Here is a 15575-nt window from a genome sequence, read left to right on the forward strand (position 1 = left end):
CATTTTCGGTTGACAAGCCGGAAGCCGGAGACAAATCTTCGTATACAAGCAGACAACGGAGGAGAGGCAAATGGCTGCGAAGCTGTCGGCGACGAACAAGGCCAAGATCGCCCGTCGCGTCATCGAGGTTCTCGAATATTTTGACGAGGCGCACCGCGAAGCGACGGTGATGGATATCGTCCGCCGCTACAACCGGCCGCAGTCGAGCACGTCCGAGCTGCTTTCCAGCCTCGTCGAGCTTGGCCTTCTCCACAAGGATTCGCATTCGCGCGCCTACAGCCTCACCCCGCGCGCCGCGCTGCTCGGCACCGCCGGCCAGCCCGAGATGGTGCGCGATGGCCGGCTGATCCGGCTGGTCGATCGGCTGGCGGCGCAGACCGGGCTTTCGGTCGTGCTCTCCGGGCTGGTCGGGCTCGATGCGCAAGTGGTGAACTGGCACCACGGCCCGCGTGCCCCGGCCGCCACGCGCGAGCTGTCGGGCGGCGCCAAGGAACCGCTCGTCGCCAGCGCGGCCGGCTGGCTGATGCTTTCGACCATCGCCCGCCCGCGCTGCGAAGGCATCGTGCGCCGGATCAACGCCGAAGCGCGCGAGGATGCCAAGTTCTCGTTCTCCGACATGATGGCGAAGATCGAGACTTGCCGCGAGGCGAAGTACGCTTTCGGCCCCGCCGGCTTCGGCAGCGGCGCGGAAGCGCTTTCGGTGCTCATCCCGCGCCAGCCCGACGGCCACCCGCTGGTGATCAGCGTGATCTATGGCCGCGACGAGAAAGTGAACGCCGAAGGGCTGCTGCAATGCATGGGCGATGCCATGCGCACCTGCCTGCCCGACCCCGGCCTTTCCAACGTCGAGCCTTTGCAGTCCGCCGCCTGACAGCGGCGCATCGCGCCGGCTGTTTGCCAGCCAGACCTTCTCCCAAGGGAAAGGGCCGCACCGGGGATACCGGCGCGGCCCTTTCTCATTGGCGATCCGCGCCGATCAGGCGTCGGCGGTGGCCGCCGTCGTCACGCGCGACATGCGGTCCTTGTCCTCATGGCGCATGAACATCTTCATGATATCGCCCGAAGTGACCGGGCGATCGTCCCCCTCGTCGACCGGCCGCTCGCCCGCCGAGGACTTGGGCGTGGTATCGACGCCTTCGGCCCTGGCCTTCTCGCGCAGCGCGCCGACCGTCAGTTCCTCGCGGGTAAAATGCGCGAAGGGATCGAAGCGAAACCAGCGCATCGCGTTCCGGTGCGTGATCTTGTCGATCTGCGCGTCGGTCAGGTGATTGATCGTCGGCCACAGATGCTCGGGCACTTCGGGCCAGAGCGTGTCGGAATGCGGATAATCGCATTCATAGGCGATGTTGTCCTCGCCGATGAACCGGATGTTCTGCAGGCCGAAGGCATCGTCGATGAAGCAGTTGAGGAAGTGTCGCCTGAACATCTCGCTCGGCTTCATCTGCTGGAAGCGCGAATTGGTCCACGCCTTGTGCCGCCAGTTGGAAAAGTCCGCCCGCTCGGTGAAATAGGGCACCCAGCCGATCGAGCCTTCCGAAAGCGCGATGCGCAAGTCGGGATACTTGTGCAGCGCTTCCAGTTGCAGCCAGTCCGAGGCGGCATAGGCGATCGACATCGGCATGGTGGAGATCCACGCCTCGATCGGCGTCTCCATCGAGGCGTGCGGCGCCGGGTTGCCACCGCCGATGTGCAGGCAGATCGTCATGTCCAGTTCGTTGATCGCCGCGTAGAACGGGTCCCAATAGGCATTGTGGATGCTGGGCAGGCCCTGGCAGGTCGGGTTCTCGCTGATCGAGACGGTGTGGCAGCCCTTGGCCGAAACGCGCTTCAGCTCGGCGATCGTCGCGTCCATGTCCCAGGTCGGCAGGATGGCGCAGGGGATGAAGCGGCCGGGATAGGCGCCGCACCATTCGTCGATATGCCAGTCGTTGTAGGCGCTGATGTGGATCTTCGCGAGATCCTTGTCCGGCACGCGGTGGAGCCGCCCGCCGGCGAAATCGAACACGCTGCCAAAGTTGAGCGAGGCGGCGATGCCGTTGACGTCCATGTCCTTGATGCGCTCATGCACATTGTAGCAGCCGTCGCGCAGCTGATCGAGCGAGGTCGGCTCCATGCCGTATTCCTCGAACGGCCGGCCGACCACCGCGTTGAGCCCGACCGAGGGAAACTGCAGCCCCTGATAGACCCACAAGTCCTTGCCGTTCGCGTCCTGGATCAGTTTCGGCGCGCTTTCCAGCGCCGCGCCGGACAAGTGGTTCTGAAACATGTCGGGCGGTTCGCTGATGTGATCATCGACACTGATGATCACCATGTCATTCATTTTCATCGGTCTTCTCCCAGGTCTGGTTTGCGTCTGCGGAGTTCCGGCTCCGGGCGGCATCTATTCTATCATGCAAACCGGCCAGCGGCACGCGCGAACCGGCGCTGAAATCGAACCGTTCGCCCACGCGCCGCGCCTGCGCCGCGCGTTCGGGCTGGAAGGTGTAGCAATTGGGCGGCAGCGCCGCCGCCTCGCTCTGCTCGGCTTCGGGAATGGTGCGGCCGTGCGCCACCAGCGATGCCCATCGCAGCAACCGCGCGGCTTCCTGCCGATCGCCGGCCAGCCCGCCGATCCAGTCACGCAAGGTCAGCAGCGATTGGCCCGCCACGTCCGGGGGAGAGACCAGCACGCCATCCTGTTCGACCCAGTGATGCAGCACCGCGCCGTCGCGGCGGATTTCCAGCAGCCGCCTGCCTGCAACCGGGTCGGAGGCGAACACGGCGAATTCGATCGGCGCACGGTCATGCGCGTGGGCCGCGGCCAGAACGGCAAGATCGTGCAGGTGGGTGCAGTTCTGCTTCTTCGACCGCCGGGCAGTGACCTCGGCCAGTGGCAGGCCGGCGAACGTGGCGACCAGCACCGCGCCCGCGCCGGGGCACATGGTCCAGGGCATCCGGTCGGTCACGGGATCGACCCGCGTGACGATACCGTCGGCATGGTCGATCCGCACCGCCATGCAATGGATATCGTCCTCCAGCATCGCCAGCACGCTGCCCTCCCCCGGCTCGACGCGCAGCACGCGGCGATAGCCGGGCAGCGTCGTGGCATCGCGGGGATCGGGCATTGGCTTCTCCGGGGCGCTTTTCGGGGGGCGGGCAGGTTTGCCCTCCCTCGCGCCTGACGGCAGGGCTAACATTCCCCTCGCACACGGGCCAGCCGGGGTCACGAGCATCGCGGCGGCGATCGTCCGCCCACGCCGCGCCCGCCATCCATCGCGCGGGCGATTGCGCCAAAAAGCCGATTGAACCCCTCCCGCGTCTGTGGTGTTGAACATGGGACGGGCCGATCGTTTCGGCCTCCACGACAACAAGAAGCCCCTGGGAAAGCCTCACCATGAATTTCGACCTTACCGACGAACAGGAAATGATGCGCGACACCTTCGCGCGGTTTCTCGACGAGAATTCGAGCACCGTGCGCGTGCGCAAGGCTATCGAGACCGGCGGCTTCGATCCGGCGCTGTGGTCGGGCCTGGCCGAGCTGGGCGCTTTCGCGATGCGCGTGCCCGAAGCGGCCGGCGGCATGGAGCTGGGCCTGTTCGACGCGGCGCTGCTGATGGAAGAGGCCGGCCGCACGCTGGTTTCCGGGCCGCTGGCCGAAGCGCTGGTGGCCGCGCGCCTGCTGGGCCAGATCGGTGAGCAAGGCGAACTGCTCGAACGCCTGATCGCGGGCGAGGCGGTCGTCTCGATCGCGTTGCGCGACATGGCGACGCAGCCCGTCCAGTGGATCGCCGGGGGCAGCGTCGCCGAAGCGGTGATCGCGCGCAACGGCGATGCCGTGGTGCTGGTCACGGTGCCCGAGGCCGCGCGCCGGGGCGAGGACAACCTGGCCAGCACGCCGCTGGCCGAGATCGACCTGGGCGCGCTGGAAGCCACGACGCTGGGCACCGGCGCGGAAGCGCTGGCCGCCTTCGCCGCGGGGATCGAGGAGTGGAAGCTGTACATCGCCATCGGCCTTTCCGGGATGGGCCGCCAGGCGCTCAAGCTCGCGGCCGAATATGCCTGCGAACGCAAGGCCTTCGGCCAGTTCATCGGCACGTTCCAGGGCATCTCGCACCCGCTCGCCGATCTGCTGTGCGATATCGACGGCGCCAAGTTCCTGGTGTGGAAGGCGATCCGCGACATCTTCGACGATGCCCCCACCGCCGGCGCGGCCATCTCGATCGCGTTCTGGTGGGCCAGCGACGCCGCCGCCCGCGCCGTGGCGCAGGGCCTGCACACTTTCGGCGGCTATGGCCTCACCACCGAATACGACATCCACCTGTACAACTTGCGCGCCAAGGCCTGGCCGCTGGTCGCGGGCGATCCCGTCCTCTCGCTGGAGGAAGCCGGCCGCCGGCTCTACGCGGGCGAGGCCGCGACGCTGCCGGCATCGGGCGATGTTCCGATCGACTTCGATCTCGGCCCGGAAGCGGCGGCGATCGTTCAGGAGATCAACGCGCTGTTCGACGCGAACGTCACGCCCGAAATGCGCGAGAAGTTCCACTATTCGTGGGAAGGCTACGTTCCCGAGGTGCACAAGCTGCTGGCCGAGAACAAGCTGCTGTTCCCCGGCCTGCCCGAGGAACTGAGCGGACGCAACATCCCCGCCTATGCCAAGATCGCCGCGCTCGGCGCCTTCGAGCAGAACGGCTACAATACACCTGCCGCCAATGTCGCCGGCATGGTCGCGATGATCATCCACAAGTGCGGCAGCGAGGAGCTGAAGGCCGAAGTGCTGCCGCGCATCATCAATGGCGATGCGCTGTGCAGCCTTGGCTATACCGAGCCCGGATCGGGTTCGGACGTCTTCGCCGCGCAGACCAAGGCCACGCCCGAAGGCAATGGCTGGCGGATCGACGGGACCAAGATGTTCACCTCCGGCGCCAACCTGGCCGACTATGTCCTGATGCTCACGCGCACCAACCCGGACGTGCCCAAGCACAAGGGCCTGACGATGTTCATCGTCCCGCTCAAGACCGAGGGCGTGACGATCCAGCCCGTCTATACGTTCCAGGACGAGCGCACGAACATCACCTTCTATGATGGCGTGCACATCCCTGATTCCTGGCGGCTGGGCGATGTCGATGGCGGCGTGAAGACGATGAGCGCCGCGCTCGAACTCGAACACGGCGGCGGCTTCTCCAAGGTCATCAAGCAGATGCTTCATGCCGCCGAGGATCTGTGTCGCGAGATCGTGGCGGACGGCAAGCCGCTGATCGAGCACACCCAGGCGCAAGTGCGCCTGGCCCGCACCACGGCGAACCTGTGGATGTCCGACATGCTGACCTACCGGGCGCAATGGGCCAGCGTAGAGAAGAAGCCGAACCACGCCTTCGGCCCCATGTCGAAGATGTTCTCTTCCGAGAAGTTCCTCAGCGACTCGCGCGATCTGCTCGATCTGACCGCGCCGGTCTCGCTGTCGAAGCGCACTGGGCCGGCCGGCTTCCTCAACCAGTGCTATCGCCATGCCGCGGGCACGACGATCTATGGCGGGTCGAGCGAGGTCCACCGCTCGATGGTCGCCGAGCGCGGCCTCAACCTGCCCCGCACGCGCGCCTGAGCCGGGAAAGACCAGACCATGACCGAAGAAGCACCACACCTGCTGACCGAGGACCGCGAAGGCATCCTCATCGCCACGCTCAACCGGCCGGACAAGCTCAACGCGATCAGCCGGCAGATGATGGACCTGCTGACCGAGGCGGTGCTGCGGTTCCGCGATACGCCGGAACTGAAAGTCATGCTGATCCGTTCGGCGGGGCGCTATTTCAGCTCCGGCGCGGACTTGCGCGGTGGCCAGCAGAACATCGTCTCGCCCACCGCGATCAGCACTACCGCGCGCGGCATCCGCGAGAACCATCGCCTCAATCTCAACAACATGCAGCAGCTGTGGGATGAGATGGAGCACATCGAAAAGCCCTTCGTCGTGGCGCATCACGCGATGTGCGTGGGCGGCGGGCTGGAGATGAGCCTTTCGTGCGATTTCCGCCTTGCCGCCAAGAGCGCGGGCTATGCCTTCCCCGAAGGGCTGTTCGGCGTGCTGCCGGCCTCCAGCGGCGTCTCGCGCCTCACCCGCATCTGCGGGCCGCACTGGGCGCGCTGGCTGATCATGGCGAACAGGAAGGCCGATGCCGACATGGCCTTCACCATGGGCCTGGTCCATCAGGTCTACCCGGACGAGACTTTCGCGGAGGAAGTCATGGAGTTCTGCCGCCATCTGGCCAAGCAGAACGGCGAGCAGATGGGCGCGGCCAAGATCGCCATCGAGATGTGCCACGAAGTCGGCCGCGACACCGCGCGCCATGTGGAGCGCATGGCCAACAGCGCGCTCATGCTCAACCCCGATTACATCAAGGGCATGGAAGAATACCTCAAGGGCGTGGGTGGCAAGGGCAACAAGGGCTGAGGTCCACCGCCCAGGCGGGGCGCAGGCGCCGGATCAACCCGGCTCGGCCCCCGTCGCCACGCGGGCGCGCATATCGCGAATGGCGAATTCGAGCAGGCGCGCGCTCGGCTCCAGATAGCGTTCGGGCCGCTCGATGTTCATCTCGATCAGGCGCGGCAGTTGCCGGTCGGTCACGATGGTGAACGAACGCTCGATCCCCGTCATCAGCAAGGTCGCCATCGAAAGCGCCGCGCCGCCCGGTTCGAGCGTGGCGTTCATCTGACGCACCAGCAGATCGACGATCGGCCGCGCCGCGTCGATCCGTCGCATCATCATGCGGCGGTCGCGATGATCGGAAATCGTGTTGCGCAAGTGCAGCAGGCGCGAATGGCGCACCCAGAAGGCATGGTAGGCGAACACGAAAGCATAGCAGCGCTCATAGATCTCGTCGTCCGGCCAATGGGGACGCAACTGCGCGAGATAGGCCGCTTCGGCCGAGGCAGCGACAGGCTCCAGGATCGCGATGATCAGCTCGGTCAGGTCGGAGAAATAGTTGTAGAGCGAGGTCATCCGCAGCGATGCGCGCTGGGCGACGGCGCTGAGCGTGATCATCTCCTCTTCGCTGGATTCGATCAGCTCGATCGCCGCGGCCAGAATGCGCTCGCGCGTTTCCCGCCCCTTGGGACCGAGCCGCTGGCCATTGAGGTTGTGGCTGACGAGATTGGCCCCGGTGCCAGTCGCAATGCCCGGCGCCGGGGGAAAGAGCGGCTTCCCCCCGGCCTTCCTGACCGCTTCCTTGCTCGCCACCGGCGCGAAGCTCAGGCCGGCTGTGCCTGCCCGACCGGCCAGGCCAGCATCTTGACGTCGGTATATTCCTCGATCCCCTCGACGCCCCATTCGCGGCCGATGCCGCTGGCCTTGTAGCCGCCGAAGGGAATGTCGCCGGCAATGCACATGCCGTTGTTCACGCTGACCGAGCCGGTGCGAACGCGCTTGGCGACCCGCACTGCGCGCTCATGATCGCCCGAGCTGACGCCGCCCGAAAGGCCATAGCTGCTTTCGTTGGCGATGCGCACGGCATCGTCATCGTCCTCGAAGGGAATGACCACGAGCACCGGCCCGAAGATCTCTTCCTGGGCGATGCGCATGTCGTTGGTCACGTCGACGAAGCAGGTCGGCTCGATGAAATAGCCGCCGCCCTTGTCCGGGCGGGCATGGCCGCCGACCAGCAGCGTCGCGCCTTCTTCCTTGCCCAGCTCGATATAGCTCATCACGCGGTCCATCTGGCGCTTGGAGATGACCGGGCCCATGATGTGCGCGGGATTGTCGACGTCACCCCAGTTGTCGCCGAACTGGCCATAGGCGCCCTTGAGGATCGCCTTGGCCTCTTCATAGCGGCTGCGGGGAACGAGCAGGCGCGATTGCACGGCGCAGCCCTGGCCGGCATGGAACACCAGCATGGTCATGCCCACTTCCATCGCGAAGTTGGGCGCATCGTCGAGCACGATCTTGGCCGATTTGCCGCCCAGTTCCAGGAACACGCGCTTCAGCGTGGCCGCGCCCTGCTCCATGATGCGCTTGCCGACGCCGGTGGAGCCGGTGAACGAGATCAGGTCGACGCGCGGATCGGTGACGAGCATCTCGCCCGCCAGCGCCGGATCGGCGCCGAACACCACGTTGATCACGCCATCGGGGAAGCCCGCTTCCTTCGCCAGCTCGCCAAAGATGGCGCCCATGCCCGGCGTGTTGGGCGCGGGCTTGAGGATCACCGTGCAGCCCGCGAGCAGCGCCGCGACGACCTTGCCGATGTTGACATAGAGCGGCACGTTCCAGGGCGTGATCGCGCCGACCACGCCAACCGGCTCGCGCACGCCAACCCGCTTGTGGATCGAACCGAAGGCTTCCTTCTCGCCATAGTCCTTTTCCCATTCGACCTTGGGGAAGACCGCGAGGTAATCGTCCCAGCCATCGAGCGCCATGTTGACGTGGGCGCGGAACACCGCGCCTTGCGCGGCGCCGGCTTCGTGCACCGCCAGCGCGGCCAGGCGATCGCGGTTCTGCTCGAACAGCTCGCGATACTTCTTGACCAGCTCGAAGCGGGTCTGGCGGTTCTCGTCCGAACCCCAGTTGGTCTCGTCGAAGGCGCGGCGCGCGGCGGCGATCGCCTCGTTCACGTCCTCGGCGCTGGCATCGGCCGCCTTGCCCACCACTTCGCCGGTCCAGGGGCTGATGATGTCATAAGTCCGCCCGCCGGCCGCGTCGCGCAGCTTGCCGTCGATGAAAAGCTTGGCGTCGGGAAGAGTGGTCATCGTGCTATCCTTATCGAGAGTCGTGGCGGCGTCGGTCATGGTCTGCGGGCCTCAATGGAAACGTGAGTGATGCGAACATCGGGCGAGCAGTCGATCACGGTGCGGAACGCGTCGGTCACCGAATTGACGTGCGAGATCGGCCGTTCCCTGAGGTTGAGGCCGTTCATGGCGCTGCCCTGGGCAAAGCGCATCGCGACCTCGGGATCCCAGCCCGTCTGCTTGCCTTCCTCGAACATCTGGCCGGCGCGGATCAGGCACACGCGGATTCCCGCGCTGTCCAGCTCGCGCGACAGGTTCTCGGTCAGCTTTTCCAGCCCCGCCTTCGAGCACTGGTAAAGCGAGAGCATCGCGAAGGGCTGCACCACGGATTCGCTGCCGACATTGATGATGCATCCGCCCGCCCGCATCATCGGGATGGCCGAGCGGCAGCAGTAGATCGGGCCGGCAAGATTGATCGCGAGGATCGACTGGATCTGGTCGTCGCGCGCCTCGGCGATGGTGAAAGGCTCGAAGATCGCCGCGTTGTTGATCAGCACGTCGATCGTCGGATGACGCTCGCCAATCGTGGCGAAGGCGGCGCGCACGGAATCGGGCGAGGCGACATCGCATTCCACCGCGAAGTGCGGTTCGCCCAGCTCCTTCGCCAGCGCATCGACCTTGGAGAAGGTGCGGCCAAGCAGGATCACCGTTTCGCCCTCGCTGGCAAAGCGCCGCGCCAGGGCACGCCCCAAACCCACGCCCGCGCCGGTGATCACGATTGTCCTGCCCACGTATCCTCCCACTGTGCTTGATTGCTTGCGTGTGATTTCCAGTACCACGACGGCGAGGCAAGCGCGAGCCTATCGCGCCCGCGATAGTTGCCCCGCGCCGGCCCGCCAGGCCGCGGAAAAGCTCAGGTTTCGGCGCCCGGATTGCGCGTCAGGTTGGCGCGGATCTTCTCCAGCGTGGCGTAGAGCTGCCGGCGTTCCGCCTCGCCGACGCCGTCCAGCGCGTGCTCGTAAGTCTCGTTCGCGCAAGGCCGCAGCTTGTCGAGCAGATCGGCGCCCCGCCCGGTGAGATAGAGCCGCCAGGCCCTCCGGTCGGCCGGATCGGGCCGCCGCTCGACAAGCTGGGCTTCCTGCATCCGGTCGATCATGCGCCCGGCGGTGACAGGCTCCACTTCCAGGATATCGGCAAGGCCGCCCTGCTTGATCCCCTCGTTGCGCATCAGCACGCTGAGCACTTGCCATTGCGGCCGGGTTACGCCGATCCCCCGCGCCCTTTCATCGAAAGAGCGCCGCAACAGGCGCGCGACTTGCGCCAGCATCGTGCCGATATTGCCGTCCATGGCGGTGAAATAATAAGAGTGCTTACTATTTGCCAGCGCAAAACACCGCCCCTGCCGGGCTTTCGCGCCGTTCCGGCGAAAAAAGTCAGCCCTCGGGCCGGTCGATCTCCATGATCAGCCGGGTCAGCTTCTGCTCGGCGATCTTCCAGCCCTCGCCAGTGCGGACATAGCGCTCGTCATAATGGCCATAGCCGGTGAGCGCGAACTCGTCCTTCACCACGCGGTCCTGCATCGCCCAGATGACATGCGCCTCGTCGCCCGCCAGCCGGATCTGCGGCGAATGGATCTGATGCGCCGTCTTCGCATTGGCCAGCGCGCCGCGCACCGAAGCGACGAACGCCTCGCGCCCGGTGGCGACATTGCCGCCGCTGCCCGTGGTGTCGATCACGCAATCCTCGGTGAAAAGCTGCTTCCAGCCTTCCCAGTCCTTGGTGTCGAGCAGGCGGCAATAGTCCGCCTTGAGATTGCAGATCGCCAGCCAGTCGGCGAAATCGGGAGTGGCGGTCATGGTCATCCTCCGCGCCCGCGCCGGACGCTAGCCGGCCAGCGCTTCAAGCCGCGCGGCGGCCAGCTTGCGCAGTTCGGCGGTCTTGATCTTGGCGCTGCCGGTGGTCTCCAGCTCGCTCTCCTCGACGAAGAGCACGCGGCGCGGCACCTTGTAGCTGGCCAGCTTCTCCCTGGCGAAGCCGCGAATGCTCTCGGCGTCGGGCCGGGTGCCTTCCAGCGGCACGATGCAGGTGACGACCAGTTCGCCCAGCAGCTCGTCGGGCACGCCCACCGTCTGCGACACCTTGACCTCGGGATGCTCGCGGATCACCGCGTCGATCTCCAGCGGCGAGACGTTGGCGCCGCCGGTCTTGATGATGTCGTTGAGCCGGCCTTCCCAGTGCAGCCGTCCCTGCTCGTCGATGAAGCCGCCGTCGGCGGTGCGCAGGAAGCCGTCCTCGTCGAGCGATTCGTCCAGCGGGATGCCGATATAGCCCAGCATCAGCGTCGGGCCCTTGACCGCGATCTCGCCACGCTCGCCCAGCGGCAGCGTCGCGCCGGTCATCGGCTCGACGATCTTGATGGTCGAGCCGGCGGTGGGGATGCCGTGGCTGTCGCCGGCCACTTCGGGCGGCGTTCCCACCGGGAAGACCGAGATCAGCGTGAACGTCTCGGTATTGCCATAGGCCTGCGCCGGCTCGCGCCAGGTGCTGTGGATCGTGGGGTGCTGCGCGATCGGCATGAACATGTCGACATAGCGCATGGCGGACAGATCGGCGCTCGCGTAATTGGGCGCATCGGCCAGCTGCGGCCACTGGTGCGGCCAGGCGAGCGGCATCGTCGCCTTTTCCTTGTCCATCAGGTCCAGCGCCTCGGCCGGATCGAACCAGCGCTGGAGCAGCAGCGTGCCGCCGCTGGACAGCGTGCCGCCCAGCGCCATGGTGAAATTGCCCGACCAGAAGAAGCCGTTGGCCGACCAGGTGCGCGGCGGCGCGGCCGGATCGATGGCATACCACTTCGGCCAGCGCCACAGCTGCAGGCAGACGCCGCGATGCGCGCTGAGAATGCCCTTGGCCTTGCCGGTGGAGCCCGAGGAGAACAACAGGATGCCCGGATCGGCCGGCGCCACGCAATCGGCGGCGGCCAGCACCAGATCGGGCGAGACGGCCTTGCCGCGCGCGAGGAAATCCGCCCAGCCCTCGATCGTGCCCAGCGGCTCGGGGTCGATCGTCGCGATATGGCGCAGGAACGGGAACATGGTGGAAGCCAGCTCGCCCACCGGCGCGGTCGCCACCGTGGGTTCCAACTCGACGAGCATCCGGGCGAAGTCCTTCTTGAGGACATGACGCTCTATCAGCAGCACCGATACGCCCGAGGCCCGCAGCACCACTTCCATCTCGGCCGGGGTGTAGAACGTGCTGATCGGCGTCGCGACGCCGCCCGCCAGCGCCGCGCCGAACACGCTGGCGAGGAATTCGTGGCGGTTGGTCATGATGATGCCGACGCGCGTGCCCTTGCCCACGCCCAGTGCGACGAGCGAGCGGGCCACGTCCATCGCCCGCTCGTAAAGCTCGGCGTAAGTCCAGCGCACAGCCTTGCCGTCAAGGTGGATCACCGCCGCCTCGCGCGGGCCATAGCGCTCGGCGATCTCGCGCACATAGCCGCCCAGCGTCAGCGCGCCGACGCCTGCTTCCTCGGCGAGCGGGATGCCGTGCGCCACGGACATCCCGTCAACGATCCTGACCGAACCTGTCATCACCCACCTCGTCCTGTTGCGATCAGAAAGGCAGCTCGACCTCGTTGAGCGAGCTGACCACGGTCTTGCCGTTCTGGTCGGTCATCTTCACCTTGATCTGCACGATCGGCACGCCCCATTCGGACTGCTCGATCTTGTCGACCACTTCGCCGTCGATATAAGTCACGTCGCCTTCGAAAGCCGGGCTGCGGAAGTCCGACTTGGCGTGGCGGACCAGGCCGTCATGCCCGGCCCAGAACGCCAGGTAATCGGTGTTCCACGCCGCCATCGTCGCGCCATAGCCGTAAGCCCGGCTCATGCCGACCTCGCCGGCATAGCTGTCGTCGATGTGCCCGCGCGAGGGGCCGACATACAGCCCGTCGCGCGCGCGCGGATCGTACTTGGCCAGTTCCTCGTCGAAGCCGAAGCCTTCGACCCAGCCCGGATCCTGGTTCACCCAGGGGTCCTTGACGCCTTCGGGCGCGACCCAGTCGAACGAGCCCCAGATGTTGAAGATGAAGGCGCGGTATTCGGTGGTGAAGCTGGCGATCGAATGCGGCCCGATCACCCGGCGCGGCAGCCTGTCGCCGATGGAGACCTCCTCCCAGTGCGGCGACTTGCCCTCGCGGTTCGACATGAACCATTCGTGGCGAATCTTGTCGATCTCGGCCAGCTCGACCCTGGTCCAGCGCTTGGGCTCGCCGGCGGTCTCATCGTACATGCCGCGCTTTTCCGCCTCCTTGGCCAGATAGCGGATCGCGGTTGAGCGCGCCTTGGCGATCAGGTCGCCGCGCTGGTTGCGATGGATCGTATCCCCGCGCGAGAACATGGTGGGGCCGGCGAACTTGGTGTCGGTCACCTTGTAGTCGTGGAAGCGCCGCTCCTGGAAAAGCTGGTCGCCAGGGCGCACATGCGTGCCATACCACCACCATTCCTCGCCGCCGAAGATCAGGTGCGATCCGGGGATATGGCCGACGCAGGCCGGCTGGCAGCCGTGCCCGTAATCGAGCGAGACGCACATGGATTGCGGCGCGATGACATCGCCGAACCGGGTGCGCGCGGCGAAATGGTGATCCCAGTGCAGCGGGTTCACATAGTCCATCGCCATGACCCAGCGGCGGATGTCCGTGCGGTTGCACGGTTCCGAAAGCTGGCCGCCGCCGACCAGCTGGCCGACGCGCGGTTCGACATCGCTGAGGTCCATCACCGGACCTTCGTTGCTTGTATAATCTGCCATAAATCCTCTCCCAAGGCGGCGTTCAGGCGTTGACGTTGACGATGTAGCGCCCCGTCACTTCGCCCGACATGAACTTCTTGGCCGCCTCGATCGCGTCGGCCAGGCCGATCTCGTGGCCGATGGCATCGAGCGCGGCCGGATCGAGATCGCGCGCCAGCCGGTCCCACGCCTTGAGGCGGCGGGCCTTGGGGGCCATGACGCTCTCGATGCCGAGGAGCGCCACGCCGCGCAGGATGAACGGCATCACCGTGGCGGGCAGATCGGCGCCCTGGGCCAGACCGCAAGCCGCGACCGCGCCGCCGTACTTCGTCTGGGCGCAGGCATTGGCCAGCGTATAGCTGCCGGCCGCGTCGACCACGCCGGCCCAGCGCTCCTTCTGCAGCGGCTTGCCGCGCTCGGACATTTCCGCGCGGTCGATCACCGTTTCGGCGCCCAGGCCCTTGAGATAGTCCGCTTCGCTCATCTTGCCGGTCAGCGCGGCGACCGAGAAGCCCAGCTTCTTGAGCAGCACGATCGCCACCGAGCCGACGCCGCCCGTGGCGCCCGTCACCAGCACTTCGCCCTTGTCCGGCGTCACGCCCCAATCGACCAGCGCATCGACGCAAAGCGCGGCGGTGTAGCCGGCGGTGCCGATCGCCATCGCCTGCCGGGGAGTGAAGGCGGCGGGCAGCGGCACCAGCCAGTCACCCTTCAGCTTCGCCTTCTGCGAAAGCCCGCCCCAGTGCCCCTCGCCCACGCCCCAGCCATTGAGCACGACGGTGTCGCCAGCCTTCCAGTCGGCATGGCTGCTTTCGGCCACGGTGCCGACAAGGTCGATACCGGGCACCATGGGAAACTTGCGCACGACCGGCGAGCTGCCGGTGATGGCCAGGCCATCCTTGAAATTCAGCGTCGAATAGGCGACGTTGATCGTCACGTCGCCTTCGGGCAGCGCGCTTTCATCGAGCTGCTGGAGCGTCACGGTCTGGCCGTCGTCGTTCTTGTCGATCACGATTGCGGAAAACATCGAACTCTCCTTCAGGTTCAGCCGGCAGGTTCATCTGGCCCGGTCATCCGCGCCACGGTCTTCGCCGCGCGGGCTAACAAATTCGTACGTGCGCACAAGGACAAATCGGTGGCCCGCGTCAATCACCCCGCCGCCGCCATCGCCCCTGCGGTGGATGCGGCCCCGGCTCAGCGATCGGCGGCCGGTCCCGCCCCTGGATTTTCGCCGCGCACGCGGCCGACAATCGCGGGAAAAGCCTCGGCCCGCATCGTGCCGAACAGCGACAGGCGCAGGATCTCGCGGCTGAACCGGCGGGCCAGTTCCTTGCGGCGCCGGGGGTCGGCGGCATGGGCCCGCGCCAGGATCGGCCAGAAGAACACGCCGGCCAGATTGACCACCGAAAGCACTTCCACGTCGATATCGGGCTCTGCCATGTCGGTCTTGGCGAAACGGCCGAACGAGCCGGCATACTCGCGCCAGAACGGGTCCTGCCGCGGATCGGGCGAGGCCAGCACCTGTTGCAGCCAGACGCGGCACAAATCGGGGTTCTCCATGGCGAAATCGCACAAGCGCTCGGTCAGGCCGGAGACGTCCGCTTCCTCCACCCGCCGCTCGCCCAGCGTCGCGGGATCGCCGAACACGGCGCGGAACAGCTTGTCCGAAACCCACTGGACCGTCGCTTCGATCAGCCGCTCGCGGGTTTCGAAATGCTGGTAGGCAGTGCCGCGATTGACCGAGGCGAGATGCGCCACGGCCGACAGGCTGATGCCCTCCGGCCCGTCCTTGGCCAGCAGGTTGCTGGCCGCCTCCAGGATCGTCTCGCGCGTCGCGACGGGATCGCGCACCCGGCGCCTTGCGCCTGCCTGATCCCCCCCGGCCTGGTCAACTCCGGCCGCGCCTGCCCTTGCCATCGCTGCTCGTCCCCCGTTCATGGCGAAAGCATAGCGAGCCGGTTACTAGGCGACAATGTTGACCAGAAAAGAAGCGGGGACAGGAACGCCGCTTTGCTTCCATAGACGCCTGCAAAAATGGGCGGAAGAGGGCTTTTCGTGGCGGCACCGGGCCGATGCCGCCACATCCCTAAACGCGCGTTCCC

General features: G+C 66.4%; 14 protein-coding genes. 3 read left to right on the plus strand and 11 right to left on the minus strand.

All coding sequences use genetic code 11. The annotated features are described in order from the left end of the window. Nucleotides 1-70 precede the first annotated feature (70 nt). Nucleotides 71-871 carry a helix-turn-helix domain-containing protein gene (locus PYV00_RS17415; RefSeq protein WP_275229547.1) on the plus strand — a complete coding sequence of 267 codons (801 nt, stop codon included), beginning with the start codon at nt 71-73 and terminating at the stop codon, nt 869-871. A gap of 105 nt (nt 872-976) precedes the next feature. Here PYV00_RS17415 and PYV00_RS17420 read toward each other — a convergent pair whose 3' ends face one another. Further along, complete coding sequence (locus PYV00_RS17420; protein ID WP_275229548.1) at nt 977-2326, minus strand: amidohydrolase family protein; 1350 nt, start codon at nt 2324-2326, stop codon at nt 977-979. Next, on the minus strand, nt 2313-3104 hold the full coding sequence (locus PYV00_RS17425; RefSeq protein ID WP_275229549.1) for a DUF2889 domain-containing protein: 792 nt from the start codon (nt 3102-3104) through the stop codon (nt 2313-2315). The genes PYV00_RS17420 and PYV00_RS17425 overlap by 14 nt, the downstream gene beginning before the upstream one ends. A gap of 269 nt (nt 3105-3373) precedes the next feature. Here PYV00_RS17425 and PYV00_RS17430 point away from each other — a divergent pair, with 269 nt between their 5' ends. Next, entirely contained in the window at nt 3374-5578 is a 2205-nt protein-coding gene (locus PYV00_RS17430) for an acyl-CoA dehydrogenase family protein (protein ID WP_275229550.1), read from the plus strand. A gap of 18 nt (nt 5579-5596) precedes the next feature. Beyond that, nucleotides 5597-6421, plus strand: a complete 825-nt coding sequence (locus tag PYV00_RS17435; protein ID WP_275229552.1) for an enoyl-CoA hydratase/isomerase family protein — start codon at nt 5597-5599, stop codon at nt 6419-6421. Between the two features lie 33 nt (nt 6422-6454). Here PYV00_RS17435 and PYV00_RS17440 read toward each other — a convergent pair whose 3' ends face one another. The 9 genes from PYV00_RS17440 to PYV00_RS17480 all read right to left on the minus strand — a co-directional run bounded on the left by PYV00_RS17440 (nt 6455) and on the right by PYV00_RS17480 (nt 15324). Next, nucleotides 6455-7207, minus strand: coding sequence for a TetR/AcrR family transcriptional regulator (locus PYV00_RS17440; RefSeq protein WP_275229553.1), 753 nt, complete (start codon nt 7205-7207; stop codon nt 6455-6457). A gap of 11 nt (nt 7208-7218) precedes the next feature. After that, nucleotides 7219-8709 (minus strand): aldehyde dehydrogenase family protein, encoded by a 1491-nt coding sequence (locus PYV00_RS17445; RefSeq protein WP_275229554.1) that lies wholly within the window; start codon nt 8707-8709, stop codon nt 7219-7221. A 35-nt stretch (nt 8710-8744) separates the two neighbouring features. After that, on the minus strand, nt 8745-9479 hold the full coding sequence (locus PYV00_RS17450; protein WP_275229555.1) for an SDR family oxidoreductase: 735 nt from the start codon (nt 9477-9479) through the stop codon (nt 8745-8747). 122 nt (nt 9480-9601) lie between these two features. Next, nucleotides 9602-10036 carry a MarR family winged helix-turn-helix transcriptional regulator gene (locus tag PYV00_RS17455; RefSeq protein WP_275229556.1) on the minus strand — a complete coding sequence of 145 codons (435 nt, stop codon included), beginning with the start codon at nt 10034-10036 and terminating at the stop codon, nt 9602-9604. Between the two features lie 85 nt (nt 10037-10121). Then, the gene (locus tag PYV00_RS17460) at nt 10122-10544 is read right to left on the minus strand and encodes a nuclear transport factor 2 family protein (RefSeq protein WP_275229557.1); all 423 of its coding nucleotides are present in this window, start codon (nt 10542-10544) and stop codon (nt 10122-10124) included. Between the two features lie 27 nt (nt 10545-10571). After that, a complete protein-coding gene (locus tag PYV00_RS17465; protein WP_275229558.1) occupies nt 10572-12278 on the minus strand; it encodes a class I adenylate-forming enzyme family protein in 1707 nt (568 codons plus the stop codon). Nucleotides 12279-12300: 22 nt separating this feature from the next. Next, on the minus strand, nt 12301-13494 hold the full coding sequence (locus tag PYV00_RS17470; RefSeq protein WP_275229559.1) for an FAS1-like dehydratase domain-containing protein: 1194 nt from the start codon (nt 13492-13494) through the stop codon (nt 12301-12303). A 22-nt stretch (nt 13495-13516) separates the two neighbouring features. After that, nucleotides 13517-14500 carry an MDR family oxidoreductase gene (locus PYV00_RS17475; protein ID WP_275229560.1) on the minus strand — a complete coding sequence of 328 codons (984 nt, stop codon included), beginning with the start codon at nt 14498-14500 and terminating at the stop codon, nt 13517-13519. A 167-nt stretch (nt 14501-14667) separates the two neighbouring features. Then, nucleotides 14668-15324, minus strand: coding sequence for a TetR/AcrR family transcriptional regulator (locus tag PYV00_RS17480; RefSeq protein ID WP_275229561.1), 657 nt, complete (start codon nt 15322-15324; stop codon nt 14668-14670). Nucleotides 15325-15575 lie beyond the last annotated feature (251 nt).

The organism is Novosphingobium album (ex Liu et al. 2023) (genome assembly GCF_029076845.1).
Taxonomy (GTDB): Bacteria; Pseudomonadota; Alphaproteobacteria; order Sphingomonadales; family Sphingomonadaceae; genus Novosphingobium.

What these genes read in the sequence shown, in the direction of transcription:
- PYV00_RS17455 (WP_275229556.1), bottom strand. Translation starts at nt 10,036, where the DNA reads ATGGACGGCAATATCGGCACGATGCTGGCGCAAGTCGCGCGCCTGTTG.
- PYV00_RS17465 (WP_275229558.1), bottom strand. Translation starts at nt 12,278, where the DNA reads ATGACAGGTTCGGTCAGGATCGTTGACGGGATGTCCGTGGCGCACGGC.
- PYV00_RS17470 (WP_275229559.1), bottom strand. Translation starts at nt 13,494, where the DNA reads ATGGCAGATTATACAAGCAACGAAGGTCCGGTGATGGACCTCAGCGAT.
- PYV00_RS17435 (WP_275229552.1), top strand. Translation starts at nt 5,597, where the DNA reads ATGACCGAAGAAGCACCACACCTGCTGACCGAGGACCGCGAAGGCATC.
- PYV00_RS17425 (WP_275229549.1), bottom strand. Translation starts at nt 3,104, where the DNA reads ATGCCCGATCCCCGCGATGCCACGACGCTGCCCGGCTATCGCCGCGTG.
- PYV00_RS17475 (WP_275229560.1), bottom strand. Translation starts at nt 14,500, where the DNA reads ATGTTTTCCGCAATCGTGATCGACAAGAACGACGACGGCCAGACCGTG.
- PYV00_RS17420 (WP_275229548.1), bottom strand. Translation starts at nt 2,326, where the DNA reads ATGAAAATGAATGACATGGTGATCATCAGTGTCGATGATCACATCAGC.
- PYV00_RS17460 (WP_275229557.1), bottom strand. Translation starts at nt 10,544, where the DNA reads ATGACCGCCACTCCCGATTTCGCCGACTGGCTGGCGATCTGCAATCTC.
- PYV00_RS17415 (WP_275229547.1), top strand. Translation starts at nt 71, where the DNA reads ATGGCTGCGAAGCTGTCGGCGACGAACAAGGCCAAGATCGCCCGTCGC.
- PYV00_RS17430 (WP_275229550.1), top strand. Translation starts at nt 3,374, where the DNA reads ATGAATTTCGACCTTACCGACGAACAGGAAATGATGCGCGACACCTTC.
- PYV00_RS17445 (WP_275229554.1), bottom strand. Translation starts at nt 8,709, where the DNA reads ATGACCACTCTTCCCGACGCCAAGCTTTTCATCGACGGCAAGCTGCGC.